Genomic DNA, 25,082 nt, shown 5'->3' on the forward strand with positions numbered 1-25,082 from the left:
CCTATTCGCAGTATGAGCGCGGCAATGCAACCGGCCAAATGGCCGAAATGGCCTGTATCGGCTGCCCCGGAGACATTAGGACCTATTGGTTTCGGGCGGATGCGGGCAGCTTCATATCCGAAAGACGGTAGATGACAGACACCCAGGGTATCGCCCCGGCGATCGCGCAGGCGTTGGAAAAACGCGGCTATAAAGACTTGACCCCCGTGCAGCAGGCCATGCTTGCGCCCGAACTCGCCAACAAGGACGCGCTGGTTTCCGCGCAGACAGGCTCCGGCAAGACGGTTGCCTTCGGCATCGCGCTTGCGACCACGCTGCTGTCGGAAAATACCCGCTTCGGTCAGGCTTCCGCGCCGCTGGCGCTGGCAATCGCACCCACCCGCGAACTGGCCATGCAGGTCAAGCGCGAGCTGGAATGGCTTTATGAATTCGCCGGGGTCTCCATCGCATCCTGCGTCGGCGGCATGGATATCCGCAACGAGCGCCGGGCGCTGGAGCGCGGCGCCCATATCGTCGTCGGCACGCCTGGTCGCCTGTGTGATCACATCAAGCGCAATGCACTCGATCTGTCGTCGATCCGCGCTGTTGTGCTTGACGAGGCCGACGAGATGCTCGATCTCGGCTTCCGCGAAGATCTGGAATTCATTCTGGAAGAATCGCCCGACGATCGCCGCACGCTGATGTTTTCGGCCACCGTGCCGCGCAGCATCGCCAAGCTGGCCGAAAGCTACCAGAAGAATGCGGTGCGCATCGCCACAGCTTCTGAACAGAAGCAGCATGTCGATATCGAATATCGCGCGCTTCTGGTGTCGCCTTCCGATCGCGAGAACGCCATCATCAACGCGCTGCGCTTTTACGAAGCCCGCAACGCCATTGTGTTCTGCTCCACCCGCGCCGCGGTGAACCACCTGACGGCCCGCCTGAACAATCGCGGTTTTTCGGTCGTGGCTCTCTCCGGTGAATTGACCCAGAACGAGCGCACGCACGCCCTGCAGGCCATGCGTGACGGTCGCGCCCGCGTCTGCGTGGCGACCGACGTTGCCGCCCGCGGCATCGACCTGCCCGGCCTGGAACTCGTTATACATGCCGACCTGCCGACCAATTCCGAAACGCTTCTGCACCGTTCCGGCCGTACCGGCCGCGCGGGTCAGAAGGGCGTCAGCGCCGTCGTGGTACCTGTCAGTCAGCGCCGCAAGGCCGAGCGCCTGCTTGAGGGCGCCAAGGTCAGCGCCGCATGGGTGCGCCCGCCTTCGGTTGAAGAGATCGTGGAGCGCGATGGCGCCCGCCTTCTGGCCGACCCGACGCTGAGCGAAGCGGTAACAGATGACGAACGCGATTTCGTCAACAAGCTGCTTGAACAACACGGCGCGGAAAAAGTCGCCGCCGCCTTTGTGCGCCTTTATCATTCGGGACGTTCGGCACCGGAAGACATTTTCGAAGTCGCGCTCGACAACACTCGCAAGCCCCGCCGCGACAGCTTCGAAACAACCGAAAACAACGCGCCGCGCCGCGACCGCTCCGATTTCTCCGACAGCGCATGGTTCTCGCTGTCCGTCGGCCGCAAGCAGAGCGCCGAGCCGCGCTGGCTTATCCCGATGCTGTGCCGCTTCGGCAAGATCACCCGCCAGGATATCGGCGCGATCCGCATGCAGCAGACGGAAACCTTCGTGGAACTGGCGGCCGATGCCGTCGACCGTTTTACCTCCGCTATCGGCAAGGACATGATGCTCGAAAAGGGCATTCGCCTGAAGCAGATGGAAGGCAAGCCGGAAATGACCGGCAACGCCCGTGAAGACACAAGGCCCGCCACAGCGCAGCGCAAATTCGCAAAATCCGACAATGCGGGCGCTCCCCGAGACGACCGCAAGGCTGACGACAAGCCCTGGAAGAAGAAAAAGGCCTTCGGCGACAAGCCGAAATACGAAGGCAAGAAGGACAAGCCGTTTGAAAAGCGTGGGCCGAAGCCGACGAAAGGCTGAGATCACTCTGCCACTGACGACGACGGGGCGTACCTGCTCTCAACGTCATCCTCGGGCTTGTCCCGAGGATCTACTAACTATTGGTTTTTCAACGGGATTGGATCCTCGGCACAGGGCCGAGGAAGACGTCGCGTAGCTGGTTAGGCTCCTCTTTCCATCGACTGGCACTACGCCCGTTTTGCGTCCAGTGCGTGATAGATAAAGCCAAGAAAAAAGCCCCGCTTTCGCGGGGCTTTTCTGTCTCTATCCAGCAAGAATGCTGCGCTTAGAACTCCAGCGCGCGATCGCCGTTTTCGTCCTTGATGCGGTTCGGCAGGCCGATTTTGTTCAGGATGTTCAGGAACGGCTTCGGCGGCAGTTCTTCCACATTGGCCATCTGCTTCACGTCCCATTCGCCGGTGGCGATGAGCATAGCAGCGGCTACCGGGGGAACGCCGGCGGTGTAGGAAATGCCCTGCGAGCCAACTTCTTCGTAAGCTTCCTTGTGGTCGGCCACGTTGTAGATGAAGACTTCGCGTTCCTTGCCGTCCTTGATGCCCTTGACGATATCGCCGATGCAGGTCTTGCCGACATAGTCAGGCGCCAGCGAGGACGGATCGGGCAGCACGGCCTTGACCACCTTTAGCGGCACGACTTCCAGACCCTCGGCCGTCTTGACCGGCTTTTCCGAGAGCAGGCCAAGGTTCTTCAGCACGGTGAAGACGTTGATATAATGATCGCCGAAGCCCATCCAGAAGCGCACATCGGCACCGTCCATATTTTTCGACAGCGAATGCACTTCGTCATGGCCGGTCATATAGGCCTTCTGCTTGCCGACGACAGGCAGATCGAACTCCTGGCCGACTTCGAACATTTGGTTCGTCTGCCACTCACCCTTCTGCCAGGAATAAACGACGCCGGTGAATTCGCGGAAGTTGATTTCCGGATCGAAATTGGTGGAGAACCAGCGGCCGTGGCTGCCAGCATTGATATCGACGATATCGACCGAGGTGACCTTGTCGAAATAGTCATCCTTGGCAAGGCGGGCATAGGCATTGACCACGCCGGGGTCGAAACCGACGCCGAGAATGGCGGTAACGCCCTTTTCCTTGCACTCTTCAGCGCGCTTCCACTCGTAGTTTCCATACCACGGCGGCGCTTCGCAGATCTTGGTTGGATCCTCGTGGATCGCGGTATCCATGTAGGCAACACCCGTGTCCATGCAGGCACGAAGAACGGACATGTTGACGAAAGCCGAACCGACATTGATGACGATTTCCACGCCGGTTTTTTTGATCAAGGCTTTCGTCGCCTCGATATCCATAGCGTCAAGCGCATGGGCCTCAAGTTTCACATCTGTCTTGAGGCTCTTCTTTTCGCGTACGGACTCGACAATCTTGCGGCACTTTTCCAAAGTCCGTGACGCAATATGAATGTCTCCCAATACATCGCTGTTCTGGGCGCATTTATGCGCCACGACCTGTGCTACGCCACCGGCGCCGATGATCAGAACGTTCTTCTTCATTTCAGGTGATGCCTCCTTTTCCCCGCAGGGATAAGCTTCGTTGGATGTTGAAACAGGGTTTTAAGACAGGCTTTGCTCGAAATCGGCAAAGTCGAATTCACGAACGGCGCGCACGGTACCGTCGAGTTCCTTGATGGCGATCGCCGGCATCTTCACACCGTTGAACCAGTTCTTCTTGACCATGGTGTAACCGGCCGCATCCTCAAAGGAGATGCGGTCGCCCACCTTCAGCTCCTTGTCGAAACGGAAATCGCCGAAAATATCGCCGGCGAGGCAGGACTTGCCACAGACCATGTATGGGTGTTCGCCCTCGTTCGGCGATACCTTGGCGGTTTCGCGATAGATCAGCAGATCGAGCATATGCGCTTCGATGGAGCTGTCGACGATGGCGAGGTTCTTGCCGTTGAACAGCGTGTCGAGAACCGTCACCTCAAGTGTGGTGCTTTTGGTGATCGAGGCTTCGCCCGGCTCCAGATAGACCTGCACGCCATATTTTTCGGAGAAGGCGCGCAGACGGTCGCAGAACTGGTCGAGCGGATAATCGTCACCGGTAAAGTGGATGCCGCCGCCAAGGCTCACCCATTCGGCACGCGACAGCAGCGATCCGAATTTCTCCTCGATCTGCGTCAGCATGCGGTCGAACAGCGAGAAATCACCGTTTTCGCAATTATTGTGGATCATGAAACCGGAAATACGATCCATGACCTTATCGACCTTCGCGACATCCCACTCACCAAGACGGCTGAAGGGACGCGCAGGATCGGCAAGATCGAAGCTCGATGAGCTGACCTGCGGATTAAGGCGCAGACCACGGGTGATGCCCGATGCTTTATCCGCAAAACGCTCCAGCTGACCGATCGAATTGAAGATGATCTTGTCGGCATTGGCGATCACGTCGTCGATTTCATAATCGGCATAGGCAACGGAATAGGCATGGGTCTCGCCACCGAATTTCTCGCGGCCGAGGCGCACTTCATAGAGCGAAGACGACGTGGTGCCGTCCATATATTGCGACATGAAATCGAACACCGACCATGTGGCGAAGCATTTCAGCGCCAACAGCGCCTTGGCGCCGGATTTTTCCCGCACATAGGCAATCTTCTCCATGTTGCGAAGAAGTTTTGTCTTGTCGATGAGGTAATAGGGCGTCTGGAGCATGTCGTTTCACATATTGATTGAAGTCAAGGTCGGTCTTGGATGATGGGCCTTATATGATGCTTGTGACAGGAAAACAAATGTCCGGGGTCGAATTCCTCGAAAATCGCCCCCGACTGGAAATGCCGGTAAAGAAAACACATGGCCGCGCGGAACCAAGCCGCCATGGGCGCGTTTGAATGGCGGATAGACGGGTGTCTCGCCCGCCGAAACGAAGGTTCAGGAACGGTGGCAATCAGTGACATGCACTCGTTCCATCAACGGTGTTCAGGAAGGACTTCCCTATGGCAAGCGTGCGTAGCAGCGTTAACGACAAGATCCAGCAATCCCTCGAAAACGGTGATGCAGCCGATGTAGCGGCACAGCTGGCTCAGCTTCGCGAAGATCTGGCAAATCTTGCCAAGAGCGTGAAGGCTCTCGGCGTCGGAGCGTCGCACGAGTTGAAGGCGCAGGCTGCCCGCGTTGCCGATGACGCAATCTCGGCGTCGAGCGACATGGCCGACACGGTCCGCAACGAAATCTCCACGCTCAACGATAATCTGACGGACCAGGTTCAGAAGAACCCGCTCCAGTCGCTCGGTATTGCGGTCGGCGTCGGTTTCGTCCTTGCTCTCCTGACCCGCCGATAAGCCCATGCTTGAAGCATTGCTGGTCTATCTGGGGGAGACCCAGCGTGAAGGGCGCGTCGTCACGCGACGATTGCGCACGACGATCATCCTGTCGGTTCTGACCGCGATCTTCTTCCTGATCGCCTTCATTGCCGCGGTGGTGGCAGGATCGATCTATCTCGCCAAACATGTCGGCGCAGGCCCTGCGGCACTCGTTGTTGCCGGCTCTGCCTTCCTGCTCGGCGTCATCATGCTGGTGGCGCTCACCATCGTCAAACGGCCAAGAGTATATGCCGCAAGGCCCGCCTTTGCGCCCTTGACGGCGGCACCGCTTGCGGCAGCGCCCCTCGCCCTGCAATCGCTGCTGACGCTGGCCATTCAGGCGCGTCCCTATGCGACGCTTGCCGTGGCTGTTGCGGCCGGTTTTCTGGCCACGAGGGTCGGCACCAAAAAGACCAAGTAATTTCTTGGCGACACGCAAAAGGCAAACCGCGCATCCAGGCCATGGATGCGCGGTTTTTTTTATGTTACCGGCGAAGGATAGATTGGTTGATGGCATCCCGCGCCACGCCGCCCTTATTTGAACAAAGTGACATAGAGTCTCGGCGCGTCCGTAATTTTCTGAAAGGCCATTGATGAAGAAGAAAGTCCTTGTCGTCGGCGGTGCCGGCTATATCGGTTCTCACACCTGCCTTCTCCTGTCCGAGCGGGGATATGAACCGGTTGTTTTTGACAATCTCTCCAACGGGCATGAAGAATTCGTCCGCTGGGGGCCTTTCGAACAGGGCGATATTCGCGACCGGGCGCGGCTGGACGAGGTCTTCGCCAAGCACCAGCCGGAAGCCGTCCTTCACTTCGCCGCGCTGATCGAAGTCGGCGAATCTGTCAAGCAACCGGTCGCCTTTTACGACAATAACGTCATCGGTTCGCTCAACCTGCTTTCCGCCGCCATCGATGCCGGCGTCACATCGTTCGTTTTCTCCTCCACCTGTGCAACCTACGGATTGCCGGAACAGGTGCCGATCGACGAGACACACCGGCAGGCGCCGATCAACCCCTATGGCCGCACCAAATGGGTGGTGGAGCAGGCGCTGAAGGATTACAGCACCTATAAGGGGCTGCGCTCGGTGATGCTGCGTTATTTCAACGCTGCGGGCGCGGATTTCGAAGGCCGCATCGGCGAATGGCACAAGCCGGAAACCCACGCGATACCGCTCGCCATCGAGGCGGCCCTCGGCCGGCGTCAGGGCTTCAAGGTGTTCGGCACGGATTACGACACACGCGACGGCACCTGCGTGCGCGACTATATCCACATTCTCGATCTTGCCGATGCGCATGTGCGGGCAGTGGATTACCTGCTGGATGGCGGCGAGACTGTCGAACTCAACCTCGGCACCGGCACCGGCACTACGGTAAAGGAGTTGCTAGCGGCAATTTCCGAAGTCTCCGGCCGCCCCTTCCCCGTCGAATATACCGGACGGCGCAATGGCGATTCCACCACCCTCGTTGCCAATAACGACAAGGCCAGAGATGTTCTCGGCTGGGAACCGCGTTATTCCCTCTCGGATATCATCAAATCCGCCTGGGCGTGGCATTCCTCCCGCAATGCCGAGGACTGAACAACCTTAAACCAACATAAAAAAGCACCGGCCAAATGGCCGGTGCTTTCGCGGGACGACTGATAATCGCCTGTCCCGCTCCTGCCTCCCAGGTATGGGAATTAGGGCTTGGTTGCCGATGTGGTCGTGCTGTCAGGGGCGGCTGGCATTGCCGCATTCTTTTCGCTGGCCTTCTGTTCCAGCGTCTTGAATTCCGGCGCTGCCTTCAGCGTTTCCGCTGTTTCGGTCGTGGTCAGGCGGATAGTGCCGTCCTGCGTGTTGCGCGTCATCGTGACCTTGTCCATGGGAACGGCTACATCCTTGGCGCCGATGCCGAGGAAGCCGCCGACACCGATCACAGCTGCAACCAGACCGCCATCCTGTTCCATGATGAGATTGGTGACATTACCGATGCTCTCATCGGCGCCGGTATAAACGGACTTGCCGATGTAATCATTGGCGCTGACCTGATTTTCACCCTGTTGGGTGATGTAAGCACCACCAGTGGTCGCTGCGGCGCTATCGGCCGCGGTCGGGGCAGCCGGTGTCATCGGCGTTGCAGAAGGGCTTGCCGGCTCGGTCTGAGCGCTCGGGTTTGCCGGTGCAGGCTGTGCGGTTCCCTGAGCGATGGCGAGCGGCGCGAAAGCAGTCGTACCCATCAGTGCGGCGGTAAAGATAGTCGCGAATTTCTTGGTCATTTTCGTACCTTCCTTTCATCGTTCTCAACTGGCCGGCGGTGATATTTCCTCCCGCTCCTCGACCGGTTCGATTGGCAAACGGCACGGTTGTGGAAATAGTTCCGATTTTTTCGATCACGGCTTCGGGAGATACCGTGAACCGCAGCAACCAAAGGTAAAAAATCAGCCATTGCTAACGGAGGACAGCGCGCTATTATTCCTGCCGTAACAATGCCATGACTGCCGGAGTTTTTTATATGCCTCGACCCGGCAACAGACTGAAAGAAACCATTTCGGCTTTGCGTCGGCGCAGCGCCAATTTTTTCCCGACGGCCTCCATCGGCACCTATCTGGTGGTGATGGCGACCGTCATTACGCTGCCGCTTATCCTTTTCGTCGGTTATCTGATGCTGCGCCTCGAAGCGGAAAAACGCGACGACCTGCAACGGGAAACCATTGAGGATGTGCGGGTGGTCTCCCGCAATATCGACCGTCGCCTGCAGGAAATCGCCACGTCACTCAATCTGCTGTCGCAATTCCCGGAGCTTGAGAATGGCAACCTCGCGGCGTTTCAGGGGCGTGTGGCCGAAAGTTTGAAACGGGAGGGCCTCTATGCCCTTCTCGTCACCAAAGACGGTCAGCAGCGCCTTAACACGCGCGTTCCCTACGGTCAGCCGCTGGGCAAGATCCCGACCGAAGCAAATCTAGCCAAGGCGATTGAATCCCGCCGCATCACCGTCTCTGACCTGTTTTTTGGTTCCACCAGCAAGGAATGGGTATTCAACATCACTATGCCACTCGATCCGGAACTCGGATCGGCCGGAGACGCGTTGATCCTGACGCAGAATGCCAGTGATCTCAGCCGGCTCATTCCCACGGAAAACCTGCCGCGCCACTGGGCGGTCGCGATCATCGATGGCACCAACCGCGTGGTCGTTTCCAGTGCGCAGGATGAGGCGCAAGTGGGCCAACCATTTGTCAATCCCGCCATACTTTCGGAAATGCAGGCCTTCAGCGGCAATTTTTTCGACGGAAAGGGCAATCTCTACGCCTATGCGCAGCTGCCGGGCTGGCAATGGAAGACCGTGATGTGGGGGCCGCTTGCCGCGAGCCAGGCGGCGCTGATCGACACCTGGCGGCAGATGATGATCGGCAGCTTCGTACTGGTGCTGATTGCCATCGGCGGCGCCTATCTGGTCGGCCGGCAATTGCGCAGCTCCATCCGCGATCTGACCCACATGGCCGAGCGCATCGGTGAAGGCGAGATCGTGGCCCCCGTCGATACCAAGATCAAGGAGGCCAACCAGGTCGCCATCGCACTCTCCAACGCCTCCTTTGACAGAAGCCAGTCGGAAGAGCGGTTGCAGCTCTTGCTGCACGAACTGGTGCACCGCTCCAAGAATATTCTGACCCTGGTTCAGGCGATGATACGGCAGCTGGGCAGGGAGAATAAAAGCATTCCGGAATTCCAGAAGGAGGTGGACCACCGCCTGCGCGGCCTTGGGATGTCGATCCGCGCTCTCGCGGAAGTTCAATGGCAGGGTCTTCCGATCCGCAAGCTGATCGAAACCCATCTCGATGTCTTCGGCACGGTCGTGGAACGCTTCAGCCTGGAGGGCGACGATTTCATGCTGTCTCCGGAAGCGGCGCAGAACTTTGGCCTGGTGGTGCATGAGCTGACGACGAACTCCATCAAATATGGAGCACTTTCGGTTCCGCCGGGGCAAATAACCATAAGCTGGAAAGAGCTTGAAAAAGACGGCCGGCAGATGCTCCGTCTGGTCTGGACCGAGACAGGCGGACCGCCCGCAACCGAGCCAAGCCGCAGGGGCTTCGGCACCACCGTCATCAAACGCCATGCGGAAGGTGCTTTCGGCGGAAACGTCACCACCGAATATCGCAAGACCGGCTTTGAATGGTCGCTGGAGGCGCCGATGCGCTATTTCATCCCCAAGCGGACCGAGCAGACACACTGAGCCCTCATCCGATCAGCGAAAATTCGGTCATCGTCAAAAAAAATGCATTCTGTGGGAACCGAATGCGGCAGCGTGCATTTTTACTGCAGGCCAAGCAATTCCCCCGTCCCCGCCTGAAGCTTGGCTGACTATAACGGGTTTCGCCCCTGAAAACCCGTCATAAAAATAGCACGGCTCTCTAATGGGCCGTGCTTTTTTATTTCGGGCGTGGAAACGGCCGCGCGGCCTCACTCTTACCTCCGCAATCGTTGTCAGGCGACCGCTGCGTCACCCGAGGGGAATTTGAGACTATAGACGATCCGTTCCGGCGTCAGCTTGTATTCAGCAACGCCACCGAGAGCGGAAGGCACCACTTTTTCCAGCACCACGCTGCCAAAACTGCCACGTCTGGCCTCAGCCGGCTCCTTCGATGGCATCATCGGCTCGTTCCATTCGACGATGTAAAAATCACCGTCCTGGCGACACTGGAGAGAGATCGGCGGGTGATAGGCGAGATTGCCGCTGTGGCTGACGGTGTTGACGACCAGCTCATGGAAGGCGAGCCCGATATAAAGCGCACCATTCGGGTTGAGCAGCAGGTTTTCGCCTTCAATATGGATGAGGTTCGGATACTCAGGCACATAAAGATCGAATTGCTGCCGCAAAAGCTCGAATATGCGCGCACCGCGCCAGTCCGAATCCGTGATGAGATCCTGGCTCTGGGCAAGGGCATGCAGCCGGCCGCGGAACTTGCGCAGGAAATCATCCTTGGTGAGGCTGAAACGGGCCGTCTGGCCGGCAAGGCTCTGAATGATCGCCAGAAGGTTCTTGGAGCGGTGGCTGACCTCGCGCAGCAGCGAGCGCAGAAGCTGTTCGCGCCGCCTTTCCGCCGTCACCTCGCGGATGGTGGTCTTCATCACCACCTGGTTCGACTGGTTGAAGGTGGAGTGGACCTGAAACTGGAAGACGCGGTCATTGCCGGCATTGACTTCCAGCATTCCACGGCTGCCTGCCGTCTTCATGTCCCTCTTGAGTTCAGCCAGTCGGGCGGAGAGATCATTGCCGAACAGATTTTCATCCGTCGGGTGCGAATCCGCCGGAAGTTTCCAGACATCCGGCAGATTGGCCACGAATATATAGTCGCGGTTCCAGTCCTGCAGCATGACTGTCTCGCCCGAATCGAGCAAGGCAAGGACAAGCGAATCGTGAAGCTCGCTTTCGTCCCTCTCCGCGTTATGCCATGCCAGCCGATGCAAATTCATCTCCTTGCAGAAAGCCGCGGGAAAGCCCCACGACCATAACCGCCAACGCCCGGGCACCACACTGGTTCCCGGTCAGGCTGCGGTTTCGGCAAATTTCAAGCCGCGACGCGTGAGCTTTCGTTGAAAAACAGGGCCTGGCTGATAAGCGCTTTCACCATGTCCGGATTAAACGGCTTCGTCACGAGGAAGGTCGGCTCCGGTCGCTCGCCTGTCAAAAGACGTTCGGGGAAGGCCGTGATAAAGATCACCGGGAGGGTGGTCATCTGCAGGATGTCCTTCATCGCGTCGAGACCGGAGCTGCCGTCGGCGAGCTGGATATCGGCAAGGATCATCTTGGGCTGCGTGCGGTGGAAGAGATCGAGCGCTTCCGTATGGGTGCGGGCGATGCCCGTGACGCGATGGCCGAGATCGGTCACCATCTGCTCGATATCCATGGCTATCAGAGGTTCGTCCTCGATGATCATGATATCGGTTGCCACCTGCCTTGCGATTTCAGAGGCCGCCTCGTCGATCAGTCTGCTGACCTGATCTTCGGACACCCTCAGAACCTCTGCGGTTTCCGATTGCGTGAACTCTTCGACCGTCGTCAAAAGGAAAGCCTGACGGGCCAATGCCGGCACGGCGGAGAGGTTCGCGGAGGCGCGTTTTTCCCAGCCAGACAGGTTTTCGTCGGTCTTAATATTGATCGTGACGGAACTAAAGATCGATACGAACAATTGATAGAGCGAAACGCGATCGCTGCTTGTCTGCGGAAAAATGCTGATATCGGCGATCAGAGCTTCGAGTGTTGCCGCAACATAGGCATCGCCCGTTGATTGTGAGCCGCAAACGGCACGCGCGAACCTGCGAAGATATGGCAGGTGCGGTGCGATGCGTGTAGAAACTGACATGGAATTCTCCCCTTTCATGCGGTCTGCAACGCAAACCCAAGATAGCAACGTGTGTATCGCAAAAAAAGTTCCGGACCGCCGGAACTATTTTTTTAACCGCGCATTCTTGCCACGACACAAAAGGAATACCGGACGTTATGAGCATGTTTCAATCGGACCAAGATTCGCCGGACAACTCGGCGCCCCCCCAGGTTCCACATTCCGGGCGGGCGGTGATTTCCCGCAAGCTCAGGGAGCTCTATGATGCCGTTCAGGAAGAAGGCATCCCTGATAAATTCCTCGATCTTCTCGAAAAACTCGATGAAGCCGAAAGCAAAGCCAACATGAAGGCTTCGGAGGAATGATGGCGAAAGAGCCGGAGCAGACAGAATACAATTTCAAGCGGGAAATGCTGGCGGCTTTGCCGAACCTGCGCGCCTTTGCGATTTCGCTTATCCGCTCGAGGGACCGTGCAGACGACCTCGTGCAGGACACGATTATGAAGGCCTGGGCAAAACAGGACAGCTTTCAGCCCGGCACCAATATGCGGGCATGGCTGGTGACGATCCTGCGCAACGAATTCTACAGCCAGATTCGTAAATCCGGCCGTGAAGTGCAGGATACGGACGGGGTCTATACCTCGCGCCTCTCCGTGCCGCCGGAACAGCACGGTTCCGTCGACCTTCAGGATTTCCGCACCGCGCTTGCAAAATTGCCCGACGACCAGCGCGAAGCCATCCTGCTGATCGGCGCCTCGGGTTTTGCCTATGAGGAAGCTGCCGAGATTTGCGGTTGCCCGGTCGGCACGATCAAGAGCCGTGTGAGCCGTGCGCGGCTGCGCCTGCAGGAACTGCTCGGTATCGAAAACGAAAATGAATTCGGTCCTGATGCGCAGATGAGCGCGGTCACCGCCGCCGCCACGGCGGGCTGAAAGAACGGAACTGGCAATGACAATGAACGGGCGGACTCGCGTCTGCCCGTTTTTCCGTATCCGCTTTTCAAATACCCGTTTCCTTGACCGACTGCATGACCACGAAGGTCGAGGTATTGGCCACCGACGGCAGGCTCGAGATTTTTTCGCCGAGCACCCTGCGGTATTTGCGGATATCGCTGGTGCGCACCTTCAGAAGATAATCGAAGGCGCCGGCGATCATGTGGCACTCCTCCACTTCCTTGATCTTGCGCACCGCCGTGTTGAACTCTTCCAGCGCCTTTTCCCGCGTGTCGGAAAGCTTGACCTCGGCGAAGGCAATGTGATCGACGCCGAGCTTCTGCGGATTGAGCATGGCCCTGAAGCCGAGAATATAGCCCTCATCCACCAGCCGCTTCAGCCGTGTCTGGCAGGGCGTCTTGGAAAGGCCGACCGTTTTTGAGAGTTGCAATACGGACATGCGCCCATCTTCGCTGAGCGCCTCGAGAATCTTGAGATCGAAGTGATCCAGACCGTCTGTTTTTTGACTGTTTGCCATGCGATTTTACGCTGTTCTCTCATCATAAAAGTTCATATTGCCTGTTTTATCCTGAAAATAAGGCCATAGCAATTTTTGCGGTAATGATATTGTGAGTGCCAGGATGACAAGCGGCGGGCGGAGGACACGCTGCCGCCGACGATCTGCCTTCAACAGCGTTTTCAGGATTTTCAGAATGGCCGATGGTGCAAACAACGCCGCTCTTGCGATGAACGGTATCTTCCAGAATTTTGCGCCGCCGGTGCGCGAACAGAGCCTGCTGCGCAAGGCGGTCACTGCCGCATACCGCCGGGCAGAAGAAGAATGCATGGCGCCTTTGATCGAAACGGCGACGGTGACGGCTGACCAGGCGAAAGCCATTCGCGACACCGCCCGCAAATTGATCGAAGCATTGCGTGCCAAAACCAAGGGCACAGGCGTCGAAGGGCTGGTGCAGGAATATTCGCTTTCCAGCCATGAGGGCGTGGCGCTGATGTGCCTTGCCGAAGCGCTGCTGCGCATTCCCGACACCGCCACCCGTGACGCGCTGATCCGCGACAAGATCGCGCGCGGCGACTGGAAGTCCCACATCGGCGGCGGGCGCTCGCTTTTCGTCAATGCCGCTACCTGGGGTCTCGTCATCACCGGCAAGCTCACTTCGACCGTCAATGACAGCGGCCTATCGGCGGCCTTGACCAAGCTGATCGCCCGCGCCGGCGAACCCGTCATCCGCCGTGGCGTCGACATGGCGATGCGCATGATGGGCGAGCAATTCGTGACCGGCGAAACCATCGGTGAGGCGATCAAGCGGTCGAAGCCGCTTGAGGAGCAGGGCTTCCAATATTCCTACGACATGCTGGGCGAAGCCGCGACCACCGCAAAGGATGCCGAGCGTTATTACAAGGATTATGAAAACGCCATCCACGCCATCGGCAAGGCCTCCGCCGGCCGCGGCATCTATGGCGGGCCGGGCATCTCCATCAAGCTTTCGGCGCTGCATCCGCGTTACGCCCGCGCGCAGGCCGAGCGGGTGATGGCGGAGCTTCTGCCGCGCGTGAAATCGTTGATGCTGCTCAGCAAGACATACGATATCGGCCTCAATATCGATGCGGAAGAAGCCGACCGGCTGGAACTATCGCTCGATCTTCTCGAAGAACTGGCGCTCGACAAGGACCTTGCCGGCTGGAACGGCCTCGGTTTCGTAGTGCAGGCCTATGGCCGCCGCTGCCCGTTCGTTCTGGATTACATCATCAATCTCGCCCGCCGGTCGGGCCGCCGCATCATGGTGCGTCTCGTCAAGGGCGCTTATTGGGATGCGGAAATCAAGCGCGCGCAGGTGGAGGGGCTGGAAGACTTCCCGGTCTTTACCCGGAAAGTGCATACCGATGTCTCCTACATCGCCTGCGCCCGCAAGCTGCTCAACGCGCGCGATCTGGTCTTCCCGCAATTTGCGACCCACAATGCGCAGTCCATGGCGACCATCTATCACCTCGCCGGTCCCGATTTCAAAATCGGCGACTACGAGTTCCAGTGCCTGCACGGCATGGGCGAACCGCTTTACAGCGAAGTCGTCGGCAAAAAGAAACTCGACCGCCCCTGCCGTTTTTATGCCCCCGTCGGCACGCATGAGACGCTGCTGGCCTATCTCGTGCGCCGCCTTCTGGAAAACGGCGCGAACTCCTCCTTCGTCAACCGCATTGCCGATCCCGCCGTGCCGGTAGACTCACTGCTGGAAGACCCGGTCGCGGTCGTGAAGGCCCACGCCGTCCCCGGTGCACAGCACGACCGTATCGCCGCCCCCGCCGGTCTCTTCGGCCCGGAACGGAAAAACTCCGCCGGCCTCGACCTCTCCAATGAAACAACGCTCTCTGCCCTCGACAAGACCCTGAAGGCCGGCGCAGCAACGGAATGGAAGGCCGCCGCGCCACAGGCGGGCGGCCAGACGCGCCCGGTCCTCAACCCCGGCGACCACAGCGATATCGTCGGCCATGTGACGGAACCCACCGAGGCCGATGTCGAAGCAGCCATGCAGCGGGCGGCGGCCTCAAGCTGGCCCTATACGCCGGTGGAAGACCGTGCCGCCTGCCTGGAACGCGCGGCTGACGCCATGCAGGCCGAAATGCCCACGCTGCTCGGGCTCATCATGCGCGAGGCGGGAAAATCCATGCCGAACGCCATTGCCGAGGTGCGCGAAGCCATCGACTTCCTGCGTTATTACGCGGCAGAAGCCCGCAGGAACTTCAAATCGGATGAAAAATCGCTCGGTCCCGTCGTCTGTATCAGCCCGTGGAACTTCCCGCTCGCCATCTTCATCGGTCAGGTGACCGCAGCGCTGGTTGCCGGCAACCCGGTTCTGGCAAAACCCGCCGAAGAAACCCCGCTGATCGCCGCACAGGGTGTGCGCCTGCTGCATGAGGCGGGCGTTCCGCAAGACGCCGTGCAGCTTCTGCCGGGCGATGGCAAGACGGGTGCGGCGCTCGTCGGCTCACCACTGACGGCGGGCGTGATGTTCACCGGCTCGACGGAGGTAGCGCGGCTCATTCAGGGCCAGCTTGCCGGCCGGGTTCTGGCCAATGGCCAGCCGGTGCCGTTGATTGCCGAAACCGGCGGCCAGAACGCCATGATCGTCGATTCCTCCGCGCTTGCCGAACAGGTTGTCGCCGATGTCATCGCGTCTGCCTTCGACAGTGCCGGACAGCGCTGCTCGGCACTGCGCATCCTCTGCCTGCAGGAAGATGTGGCGGACCGCACGCTGACCATGCTGAAAGGCGCGCTGCACGAATTGCGCATCGGCCGCACGGATCGGCTTTCCGTCGATGTCGGCCCCGTCATCACCGCCGAGGCCAAGGGCATCATCGAACAGCATATTGACGGCATGCGGTCGCTCGGTCACCGCATCGAGCAGATCGCAATTGCGGGAGAGACCGGCAAGGGCACCTTCGTGCCGCCGACCATCATCGAGATGAAATCACTCGCCGATCTGAAGCGCGAGGTCTTCGGGCCGGTGCTGCACGTCATCCGCTTCAAGCGCGATCATCTCGACCGGCTGATCGATGAGATCAACGCCACCGGTTACGGCCTGACCTTCGGCCTGCACACGCGTCTCGACGACACGATCCAGCATGTGCTCTCCCGCGTTGCGGCCGGCAATCTTTATGTGAACCGCAACATCATCGGCGCGGTGGTCGGTGTGCAGCCCTTTGGCGGGCGCGGCCTTTCCGGCACCGGTCCTAAGGCCGGTGGCCCGCTTTATCTCGGCCGCATGACGGAGAAAGCGCCAAAGATAGACCGCATCGCCAGCCAGCAGGATCAGGCCGCCGTCGATCTCGCCCGCTGGCTGGATGAAAATGGTCAGACTGTTGCGGCAGAAGCCGCACGGCAGGCGGCAGCACTTTCCGGCCTAGGCTTTGAGACCGAGCTGACCGGCCCGGTCGGCGAGCGCAATGTCTATGCGCTGCATCCGCGCGGCAAGGTCCTGCTGGTGCCGGCAACCGAACAGGGGCTTTACCGCCAGCTTGCGGCAGCGCTTTCCACCGGCAACTCGGTTGTCATCGACAATGCTTCGGGACTGGAAAAGGCGATCTACGGCCTGCCGGCAACCGTCACCTCGCGCATCGTCTGGGCGGATGACTGGGAAAAATCGGCACCCTTTGCCGGCGCGCTGGTCGAGGGCGATGCGGAACGCGTGGTGGCGATCAACCGGAAGATCGCCGCCCTGCCCGGGCCGCTGGTTCTGGTTCAGGCCGCCACGACGGACGCACTTTCCGGTGAAAGCCAGCCCTATACTCTCGACTGGCTGGTGGAAGAGGTCTCCGTCAGCGTCAACACCACGGCCGCCGGCGGCAATGCCAGCCTGATGAGCATTGGCTAAAACATGGTCCCGGCAAGGTCTCGGCCCTGCCGCTCCATCCTTTATCCGTTGATATCACCACGGCCGAAGAGCTGGTTCAGAACCTGCTCTTCCAGCCTTGCGAATTCCGGCGTGCCGTGGCGGCGCGGGCGTGGCAGTTTTACATCGAGATCGAGCGCGATGCGCCCCTCATCGATGACGACGATGCGATCGGCAAGCGCCACGGCCTCCGACACATCATGGGTGACGAGCACGGCGGTGAATTTCTGCTTGCGCCAGATACGCTCCAACAGAAGCTGCATTTCAATGCGGGTCAGCGCATCGAGCGCGCCGAGCGGCTCGTCCAGTGCCAGGATTTGCGGATGGGCGACCAGCGCGCGCGCCAGCGCCACGCGCTGCTTCTGGCCGCCGGAGAGCACATAGGGCCACTCGCCCGCCCGGTCCTTGAGACCGACCTCTTCGAGAATGCCGAGCGCCTGTTCCCTTGCCGCTTCGCCTTTGGCGATGCCAGTCAGTCCCACCGAAACATTGTTTGCGATCCGTTCCCACGGCAGAAGCCGCGGCTCCTGAAACATCATGCGGGTGCGGTTCGATGGGTCTTTCGAGACGGTGCCGGTGGTCGGCGTGTCGAGACCGGCCAGGATGCGCAAAAGCGTGCTTTTGCCACAGCCGCTCTTGCCGATAACAGCCAGAAACTCGCCTTCCCGCACATCGAGATCGATGCCACGCAGGACCAGCTTGTCGCCAAAGCTTTTCGTGACGTTGCGAAAGCTGAAGGCGACCTTGCCTTCAGCCGGTTTGGCACGGTGTTCGATCTTCGCCTCGGTTCCGGCCGGAAGGGATGGCGGGGCTTCGGGGCGTCTCAGCGTCGTCACATTACCGGTCGACATGGGTTACCTCAGACTTTCTTGAAGGCTGGATGCCATTGCAGGAAGATGCTTTCGAGGAAGCGGGCGAAACTGTCGGCGAGCTTGCCGAGAAGCGCATAGATGAGGATCGACAGCACAACGACATCGATCAGCAGGAACTCGCGCGCCTGCATGGCCATGTAGCCGAGGCCGGAGGACGAAGAGATGGTTTCCGCCACGATCAAGGTCAACCACATGATGCCGAGCGCATAGCGCAGGCCGGTGAAGATGGACGGCAGCGCGCCAGGCAGGATCACCCGCCGGAACAGCGTGAAGGGCGACATGCCGTAGGTGCGGCCCATCTCCACCAGTTGCGGATCGACCCCCTGAATGCCGAGCAGCGTGTTGATGTAGATCGGGAAGAAGACCCCGAGCGCGACGAGAAAGAGCTTCGCTTCCTCATCTATGCCGAACCACAGGATGACGAGCGGAATGAGCGCCAGATGTGGAATATTGCGGATCATCTGCAGCGTCGTATCGGTGAAGCTGCGGGAAAATCTAGACAGGCCATTGGCGAGCCCGAAGATGAAGCCGATGGAGCCGCCGATGGCAAAGCCGGCCAGTGCGCGGGCGGAACTGACGCCGATATTGGCGATAAGCTCACCCGAGAGCAGAAGCCGCCAGAAGGCTTCCGCGACAGCGGAGGGGGCGGGAAGCACGTTGGCAGAAATCAGGCCGACACGCGCCGCCACTTCCCATCCTGCAAGGATGAGGGCGGGAAGCAGCCAGCCGGTGGCGGCGCCACCTATCTCGATACGCTTTCCAGTGCTCATGGCATCACCTCCGGTCCGGCTCAGTTGGTCGCACCCGACCAGATGGCATCCTTGATGCTGATCTGTTTCGGGATGAGGCCCAGGCGATAAAAGCGGTCGGCGGTTTCCTGCTGGCTGGCGACGATTTTGTCGTCGATCCTGGTGATGCCGAATTCCGAGCGGTTGGCGGCGAGCGTCTGCGCCTCCAGCGGAACGCCCGTCACCTCATGCAGCGCGGCGGCCACCTTGTCGCGGTTGGCGGCAGACCATTTCGCCGCTTCGCCCAGCGCACCGACGGTGGTGTTGATCGTATCCGCATGGGATTTGGTATAGTCGCGATTGGCGAGGAAATAGGTTTTGACGTCAAGGACCTCGCTGGTGCGGGCAAGAGTCACCGGTTTGTAGCGGGTTTCGGCAATCGCATAGAACGGATCCCAGACGGCCCAGGCATCGATCTTGTCGCTGGCGAAAGCGGCCGCGGCATCGGCGGGGCTGAGATAGGTCACATCGATATCACTGAGTTTCAGGCCGTTCTTCTCCAGCGCCGCGACCAGCAGATTATGGGCACTGGTGCCCTTGCCGACACCGACCTTCTTGCCCTTGAGATCGGCAACCGACTTGATGCCGCTCTCAGGCTTGGTGAAGATCGCCTCGCCCTTGCCGTTCGAAGGAAGCGCCGCGACATAAACGATGGCCGAACCGGCCGCTTGACCGAAAATCGGCGGCGCGTCACCTGTCCAGCCGACATTGATGGAACCGACATTCAAGGCTTCCACCAGCGGCGGACCTGCCGTGAATTCCACCCACGACACCTTCACGCCCTTGGCCACGAGCGCCTTTTCAATCACGCCCTGCTGCCTTGCGATAACAGGCAAGCCGGTTTTCTGGTAACCGATCTTCAGTTCTTCCGCAGCCTGTGCGGCAAAGGCCAGAGTTGAAAAGGCGGCGGCGGCGAGAAGACCGGTGGAAAGGGCGCGTCGGGTCATGGCTGGCATTTCATCTCCTATCACCAGCCCCTCTGGCCGGTTTGTGACATGGAGCAATGCTAGGGTTTTCGATAAAAACGATAGAGAGACAATAATTCAATATAACTGATATGGCGGGAATAAAATTCCGCCGCCATCGGGCTTTCCCGCAAATATTGGCGGCGGCTCATTTTTAGCCCCCAAACGAAAACGCCGGCGCAATATGCGCCGGCATAGGGATCAATCGGGATACGATCGACTTATTCGATATCGAAGGAAACACCCTGCGCCAAAGGCAGCGCCTTGGAATAGTTGATGGTGTTGGTGGCGCGGCGCATATAGGCCTTCCAGGAATCCGAACCGGATTCACGGCCGCCACCGGTTTCCTTCTCGCCGCCAAACGCGCCGCCGATTTCCGCACCCGATGTGCCGATATTGACGTTGGCGATGCCGCAATCCGAGCCTTCCGACGACAGGAAACGTTCCGATTCCTGCATGTCGCGGGTGAAGATGGACGAGGAAAGACCCGCGGCAACGGCATTATGCGCGTCGATCGCCTGATCGAGATCGCTATACTTCATGACATAGAGGATCGGCGCGAAGGTCTCTTCCAGAACGGGGCCAACCTGCTTCGGCATTTCGACGAGTGCAGGTTTCACGTAATAGGCATCTGCTGCACCGGTATCCACACGGCCGCCGCCATTCACCACGCCGCCGGCCGCCTTGGCAGCCTCAAGCGCCTTTTGCATGCCGTCAAAGGCTGCCTTGTCGACCAGCGGGCCGACGAGTGCGGAACTTTCCAGCGGATTGCCGACGGAGACGGACGCGTAAGCCTTTTTCAGGCGCGGCACGAGCTCGTCATAGACGCTGTCGTGCACGAAAAGCCGGCGAAGCGTCGTGCAGCGCTGGCCCGCAGTGCCCATGGCACCGAAGGCGATAGCGCGCAGCGCCATGTCGAGATCGGCAGACGGGCAGACGATGCCGGCATTGTTGCCGCCAAGTTCCAGAATGGCGCGGGCAAAGCGCTTGGCCAGACGCGGGCCGACATCACGGCCCATACGGGTCGAGCCGGTGGCAGAGACGAGCGGCACCTTGGCATTGTCCACCATGGCTTCACCCACGGCGCGATCGCCTATTAGCAGCTGCGACAGACCTTCCGGCGCATCGCCGAAGCGGGCGGCGGCGCGCTCGAAGATGCCCTGCACGGCAAGGGCCGTAAGCGGGGTCTTCTCCGAAGGCTTCCAGACCACCGAATTACCGCAGACGAGGGCAAGTGCGGCATTCCACGACCAGACGGCGACGGGAAAATTGAAGGCCGAGATGACGCCGACGACGCCAAGCGGATGCCAGGTTTCCATCATGCGGTGGCCGGGACGTTCGGTAGCGATGGTGAGGCCGTAAAGCTGGCGGGAAAGACCGACAGCGAAATCACAGATATCGATCATCTCCTGCACTTCACCGAGACCTTCGGACGGGATCTTGCCCGCCTCCAGAGACACGAGACGGCCGAGATCGGTCTTGAAGGCGCGCAGTTCTTCGCCCAGCAGGCGGATCAACTCACCACGACGGGGCGCCGGCACATTACGCCAGGTCCTGAAGGCCGCATCAGCCTTGTCGACAACCGCTGCGACACCCTCGACCGACACTGTCCTGAGGCTGGCGATCTGCTCACCGGTCACGGGGCTGAAGGACGCCATGTCGCCGCCGGTATAAAGATCGCGGGCAACACCCATCCTGTCGAGCAGAGCCGCGGCTTCCTGTTTCACGTCAAGCTTCGTCATCGCATCCATATCCATCGTCCTTTTGGTTGAAAAGGGGAGGAAAGGCCGTTTGGATAAGGCGCTTTCAACTCCCGTCACTCATCTTTCCCCGAATTTTTCATTCGTTCTCTGAAACTGGGTCCGGCAACGCCGAAAAGACCGTTCCATTCTTTCCCGTAATCATATATGCCCATAACAACCCTTTTCCAATGAGGAAATCGGGTAAGTTGATGCGAGAATGGAATGGATCCGCGCAGAAGACTGGTTCCTGATATCGTTACCCTGCAGGCGTTCGAATGCGCGGCCCGGCATGGCAATTTTACGCGCGCGGCTGAAGAACTCAACCTCACGCAGAGCGCTGTCAGCCGACAGATCGGCGAGCTGGAGGCGCAGACGGGAATGCAGCTCTTCGAGCGCATCCGCAGACGGGTCGTGCTTTCGGAAGCAGGGCGTAAATTCCTGCCAGATGTGCGACGCCTGTTGCAGCAATCCGAACAGTTGATGGTGCGTGCGGTTTCTGCCGGGACGTCGCATGCATCGCTCTCCGTCGCGACACTGCCAACCTTTGGCAGCCGCTGGCTGATGCCGCGGCTTCACCGCTTCATCGATGCCAACCCTGATATGACGATCACGATCGGCTCACGCTCGCACCCCTTCGATTTTGACGAGGAAGGTTTCGATCTCGCCATTCATTATGGCCAGCCAATCTGGGCGCATGGCACCTGCACGTTCTTATGCAACGAGGTGATCGTGCCGGTTGCGAGCCCTGCCCTGCTCCGTCGCGCCGGCGTGAGCCGGGCGCAGGATCTGGCCGGGCAACCGCTGCTGCATGTCACAACCCGGCCGAAACTTTGGACGGAATGGCTGGAAATGAACGGCGTGACCGCCGACAATGCCTATCAGGGCAGCCGTTTCGACCAGTTCTCGATGATCATCGAAGCCGCTGCAAGCGGCATCGGTTTTGCCCTTCTGCCGCGATATCTCATCGAGGCGGAACTGGCTTCCGGCCGCCTCGAAATCGTGTTCGACATCCCCCTGCAGACCGACAAGAGCTATTATGTCGCCCTGCCGGAAGGACGTCAGGACAATGTGCTTGCCCGCGCCTTTCAGGCGTGGCTGCTCGATCAGGTGGGCAAGCCGGTCTAGGCCGTTATGTACGCCTGTGGCGATAATCGACGATCAAAGTCGATTGCGGAAAAACGGGTTCCACCGGACAGTGCCGAGCCTGACCTTTTCGCGGATCATCGTCAGAAGCCCCGATGCGGCGATGACGGCGAGACCCAGCACCGCGATGGCATCGGGGTATTCGTGGAAAAAGGTCATGCCGATCGCCACGGCCCAGAGGATTTGCGAATAATGCGACGGCGCGATCTGGCTTGCCGGCGCGATGCGGGTCGCAACCAGAAGCGTGATCTGTCCCGTCGCCGTGCAAAGGCCGATGAAGGCAAAGGCCAGAAGCTGGTGCAGGTTGGGCATAACGAAATCGGGAATGGAAGCGATGCCGTTAAACGTCAGGCCGTAAATCAGAAGCACCCCCATGATCGAGGTGCGTTTTTCCTTGCCCGCCAGCGAGCGCAAAAGCACGATGGTCATGGCCGCCAGGAACGCGACGCCGATGGCGGCGATATGGCCGAGTTCCAGCGTCTTGAAGCCCGGCCGTACGACGAGGATGACACCGACGATACCGGCCAGAACCGCTGCCCAGCGCCATGGACCGATATTCTCCTTGAGCACCAAGGCAGAAAGCACGGTGACGAAAAGTGGCGACAGAAAGATCAGCGCATAGGCCTCCGCCAGCGGAATGGTGGTGAAGGCATAGATGCCGAAAATGCCGGCAAAGAGACCGGAGATCGCACGCCCATGCACCGCAAAGGGCCGGCTCATGCGCCAGAATTCACGCCATCTTTCCTCGCGTGGTTTGCTGAAGAAGATGAAGATGCCAGAGAAGAGAATGCTGAAAAAACCGATTTCGAAAACGCTGATCTGTGACCCGAGCGACTTGATCGTGGCATCGCCCAGGGAAAAGGTCGCATAAGCGAACAGACCGAGCAGAAAACCCTTTTGCATTTGACTTCCCCGAACATCGACCGCAACGCAAAGCATCCCCCGGCCGCGTGACGCGACCCGAGCACCCTATTTAAAGGGCAGACAGTCTGGCAGATTTGATCCTCGACCCTATGGCTAGACCCGGCTACCTATGAGTGCAAGCCGCAAAACAGGCAAAAATGGGCGATCTCACAGCATCGATGCAATCGGCTGCAAGGTGCGGCAAATTTGTCCCGCCACGGCCATCACATCACCGTCATGGAAAGAGGTTAGCCGGTGTTGATCGTGGCGCTTGGCGACGGACATGAAGGCGGCTAAACATCATCATGCGATTTTTCACCCGCCGATTTCCCCGGCCGGTGCTGCCGCGTTAACATGGCCTCGCTAACCGAAAGGAAAAAGAATGCGGATTGTGATGATCGGTTCGGGTTATGTCGGCCTCGTGTCCGGCGCGTGTTTTGCAGATTTTGGCCATGACGTGGTCTGCGTCGACAAGATGCCGGAGAAGATCGAGGCCCTGAAAAGCGGCCATATTCCGATCTTCGAGCCGGGTCTGGAGACCATCGTCGCCAACAACGCCAAGGCTGGCCGGTTGAGCTTCACGACGGACCTTTCCGCCGCCGTCGCCAATGCCGAAGTCGTCTTCATCGCGGTTGGCACGCCCTCCCGGCGCGGCGATGGCCATGCCGATCTCGGTTATGTCTATGCGGCAGCGAAAGAGATCGCCCATGCGCTTGATGGTTTCACCGTCATCGTCACCAAATCCACCGTTCCCGTCGGTACCGGCGACGAGGTGGAACGTATCATTCGCGAGGAAAACCCATCCGCCGATTTCGCCGTGGTGTCCAACCCGGAATTCCTGCGCGAAGGGGCTGCCATCGAGGATTTCAAGCGACCGGACCGCATCGTCGTCGGCCTTTCGGACGAGCGCGCCCGCCCTGTGATGACGGAGGTTTACCGGCCGCTTTACCTCAACCAGTCGCCGCTGCTCTTCACCACAAGGCGCGCTTCCGAACTCATCAAATATGCCGCCAACGCCTTTCTGGCGATGAAGATCACCTTCATCAACGAAATGGCTGACCTCTGCGAAAAGGTCGGAGCCAATGTGCAGGACGTGTCGCGCGGCATTGGTCTCGATGGCCGCATCGGCTCGAAATTCCTGCATGCCGGCCCCGGTTATGGCGGCTCGTGTTTCCCGAAAGATACGCTGGCGCTCGCCAAGACCGCGCAGGATTATGATGCACCGGTACGGCTGATCGAAACCACCATCGCCGTCAACGACACGCGCAAGCGCGCCATGGGCCGCAAGGTCATCAACGCGGTGGGCGGCGACGTGCGCGGCAAGAAGATCGCCGTGCTGGGCCTCACCTTCAAGCCGAACACCGACGACATGCGCGACAGCCCGGCCATCGCCATCATCCAGACCCTGCAGGACGGCGGGGCGAAGGTGGTGGGCTATGATCCGGAAGGCATGGCGAATGCCCGGCACCTGATGGAAGACATCGACTATGCGGCCGGCCCTTACGAGGCAGCGGAAGGCGCCGACGCCGTCGTGATCGTGACGGAATGGAACCAGTTCCGCGCACTCGACCTGCCGCGCCTCAAAGCCATCATGAAAAGCCCTGTTCTCGTGGATTTACGCAATATCTACCGCACGGATGAGGTTGCCGGCCATGGCTTCATCTATGCCGCGGTGGGTCGCCCGCATGAAGGCAGCCCGGGTAACGAAACCTGAAGGCTTCGCTT

General features: G+C 59.6%; 21 protein-coding genes. 10 read left to right on the top strand and 11 right to left on the bottom strand.

The genetic code is table 11. The features are described 5' to 3' along the window. Positions 1–131 precede the first annotated feature (131 nt). Complete coding sequence (locus NYR50_RS17550; RefSeq protein ID WP_418137714.1) at positions 132–1,979, top strand: DEAD/DEAH box helicase; 1,848 nt, start codon at positions 132–134, stop codon at positions 1,977–1,979. Positions 1,980–2,244: 265 nt separating this feature from the next. Here NYR50_RS17550 and NYR50_RS17555 read toward each other — a convergent pair whose 3' ends face one another. Beyond that, positions 2,245–3,483 carry a saccharopine dehydrogenase family protein gene (locus tag NYR50_RS17555; protein ID WP_174011210.1) on the bottom strand — a complete coding sequence of 413 codons (1,239 nt, stop codon included), beginning with the start codon at positions 3,481–3,483 and terminating at the stop codon, positions 2,245–2,247. Between the two features lie 60 nt (positions 3,484–3,543). After that, the gene (nspC, locus tag NYR50_RS17560; protein WP_418137715.1) at positions 3,544–4,641 is read right to left on the bottom strand and encodes a carboxynorspermidine decarboxylase; all 1,098 of its coding nucleotides are present in this window, start codon (positions 4,639–4,641) and stop codon (positions 3,544–3,546) included. Between the two features lie 281 nt (positions 4,642–4,922). On the opposite strand from nspC, the gene NYR50_RS17565 reads away from it, so the two are divergent. The 3 genes from NYR50_RS17565 (at position 4,923) to galE (ending at position 6,865) form a co-directional block, all read left to right on the top strand. Beyond that, positions 4,923–5,267, top strand: a complete 345-nt coding sequence (locus tag NYR50_RS17565; RefSeq protein ID WP_174011207.1) for a DUF883 family protein — start codon at positions 4,923–4,925, stop codon at positions 5,265–5,267. Positions 5,268–5,271: 4 nt separating this feature from the next. Further along, positions 5,272–5,709, top strand: a complete 438-nt coding sequence (locus tag NYR50_RS17570; RefSeq protein ID WP_418137716.1) for a hypothetical protein — start codon at positions 5,272–5,274, stop codon at positions 5,707–5,709. Positions 5,710–5,881: 172 nt separating this feature from the next. After that, positions 5,882–6,865, top strand: a complete 984-nt coding sequence (gene galE / locus NYR50_RS17575; protein ID WP_418137717.1) for a UDP-glucose 4-epimerase GalE — start codon at positions 5,882–5,884, stop codon at positions 6,863–6,865. 101 nt (positions 6,866–6,966) lie between these two features. On the opposite strand, the gene NYR50_RS17580 is transcribed toward galE, so the two are convergent. Then, positions 6,967–7,542, bottom strand: a complete 576-nt coding sequence (locus NYR50_RS17580; protein ID WP_418137718.1) for a PRC-barrel domain-containing protein — start codon at positions 7,540–7,542, stop codon at positions 6,967–6,969. Between the two features lie 236 nt (positions 7,543–7,778). Here NYR50_RS17580 and NYR50_RS17585 point away from each other — a divergent pair, with 236 nt between their 5' ends. After that, positions 7,779–9,497, top strand: coding sequence for a sensor histidine kinase (locus NYR50_RS17585; RefSeq protein WP_418137719.1), 1,719 nt, complete (start codon positions 7,779–7,781; stop codon positions 9,495–9,497). A gap of 251 nt (positions 9,498–9,748) precedes the next feature. Here NYR50_RS17585 and NYR50_RS17590 read toward each other — a convergent pair whose 3' ends face one another. Continuing rightward, positions 9,749–10,738 carry a sensor histidine kinase gene (locus tag NYR50_RS17590; RefSeq protein WP_418137720.1) on the bottom strand — a complete coding sequence of 330 codons (990 nt, stop codon included), beginning with the start codon at positions 10,736–10,738 and terminating at the stop codon, positions 9,749–9,751. A gap of 95 nt (positions 10,739–10,833) precedes the next feature. After that, positions 10,834–11,628: a response regulator gene (locus NYR50_RS17595; protein ID WP_418137721.1), complete on the bottom strand. Its 795-nt coding sequence runs from the start codon at positions 11,626–11,628 to the stop codon at positions 10,834–10,836. A gap of 137 nt (positions 11,629–11,765) precedes the next feature. On the opposite strand from NYR50_RS17595, the gene NYR50_RS17600 reads away from it, so the two are divergent. Next, a complete protein-coding gene (locus NYR50_RS17600) occupies positions 11,766–11,972 on the top strand; it encodes a NepR family anti-sigma factor (protein WP_006313923.1) in 207 nt (68 codons plus the stop codon). Continuing rightward, positions 11,972–12,538: an RNA polymerase sigma factor gene (locus NYR50_RS17605; RefSeq protein ID WP_006313922.1), complete on the top strand. Its 567-nt coding sequence runs from the start codon at positions 11,972–11,974 to the stop codon at positions 12,536–12,538. Before NYR50_RS17600 ends, NYR50_RS17605 begins: the two co-directional genes overlap by 1 nt. Before the next feature lie 67 nt (positions 12,539–12,605). On the opposite strand, the gene NYR50_RS17610 is transcribed toward NYR50_RS17605, so the two are convergent. Further along, the gene (locus NYR50_RS17610) at positions 12,606–13,076 is read right to left on the bottom strand and encodes an Lrp/AsnC family transcriptional regulator (RefSeq protein ID WP_092773067.1); all 471 of its coding nucleotides are present in this window, start codon (positions 13,074–13,076) and stop codon (positions 12,606–12,608) included. 175 nt (positions 13,077–13,251) lie between these two features. On the opposite strand from NYR50_RS17610, the gene putA reads away from it, so the two are divergent. Then, complete coding sequence (gene putA / locus NYR50_RS17615) at positions 13,252–16,926, top strand: trifunctional transcriptional regulator/proline dehydrogenase/L-glutamate gamma-semialdehyde dehydrogenase (protein WP_418137722.1); 3,675 nt, start codon at positions 13,252–13,254, stop codon at positions 16,924–16,926. A 41-nt stretch (positions 16,927–16,967) separates the two neighbouring features. Here the strand turns inward: putA and NYR50_RS17620 are convergent, their stop codons facing one another. The 4 genes from NYR50_RS17620 to NYR50_RS17635 form a co-directional block, all read right to left on the bottom strand. After that, positions 16,968–17,795: an ABC transporter ATP-binding protein gene (locus NYR50_RS17620; RefSeq protein WP_418137723.1), complete on the bottom strand. Its 828-nt coding sequence runs from the start codon at positions 17,793–17,795 to the stop codon at positions 16,968–16,970. Between the two features lie 8 nt (positions 17,796–17,803). Next, complete coding sequence (locus NYR50_RS17625; protein ID WP_006313917.1) at positions 17,804–18,586, bottom strand: ABC transporter permease subunit; 783 nt, start codon at positions 18,584–18,586, stop codon at positions 17,804–17,806. A gap of 20 nt (positions 18,587–18,606) precedes the next feature. Continuing rightward, on the bottom strand, positions 18,607–19,560 hold the full coding sequence (locus NYR50_RS17630; protein WP_418137724.1) for an aliphatic sulfonate ABC transporter substrate-binding protein: 954 nt from the start codon (positions 19,558–19,560) through the stop codon (positions 18,607–18,609). Positions 19,561–19,790: 230 nt separating this feature from the next. Then, on the bottom strand, positions 19,791–21,320 hold the full coding sequence (locus NYR50_RS17635) for an aldehyde dehydrogenase family protein (RefSeq protein WP_418137725.1): 1,530 nt from the start codon (positions 21,318–21,320) through the stop codon (positions 19,791–19,793). A 213-nt stretch (positions 21,321–21,533) separates the two neighbouring features. Here NYR50_RS17635 and NYR50_RS17640 point away from each other — a divergent pair, with 213 nt between their 5' ends. Then, entirely contained in the window at positions 21,534–22,436 is a 903-nt protein-coding gene (locus NYR50_RS17640) for a LysR family transcriptional regulator (RefSeq protein WP_418137726.1), read from the top strand. 33 nt (positions 22,437–22,469) lie between these two features. Here the strand turns inward: NYR50_RS17640 and NYR50_RS17645 are convergent, their stop codons facing one another. Continuing rightward, positions 22,470–23,357, bottom strand: coding sequence for a DMT family transporter (locus NYR50_RS17645; RefSeq protein ID WP_092773057.1), 888 nt, complete (start codon positions 23,355–23,357; stop codon positions 22,470–22,472). Positions 23,358–23,739: 382 nt separating this feature from the next. On the opposite strand from NYR50_RS17645, the gene NYR50_RS17650 reads away from it, so the two are divergent. Then, positions 23,740–25,071 carry a UDP-glucose dehydrogenase family protein gene (locus tag NYR50_RS17650; RefSeq protein ID WP_230060245.1) on the top strand — a complete coding sequence of 444 codons (1,332 nt, stop codon included), beginning with the start codon at positions 23,740–23,742 and terminating at the stop codon, positions 25,069–25,071. Positions 25,072–25,082: the final 11 nt, after the last annotated feature.

The sequence above is a fragment of the Agrobacterium sp. El2ro-1b genome, assembly GCF_048298475.1.
GTDB lineage: Bacteria > Pseudomonadota > Alphaproteobacteria > Rhizobiales > Rhizobiaceae > Agrobacterium > Agrobacterium fabrum.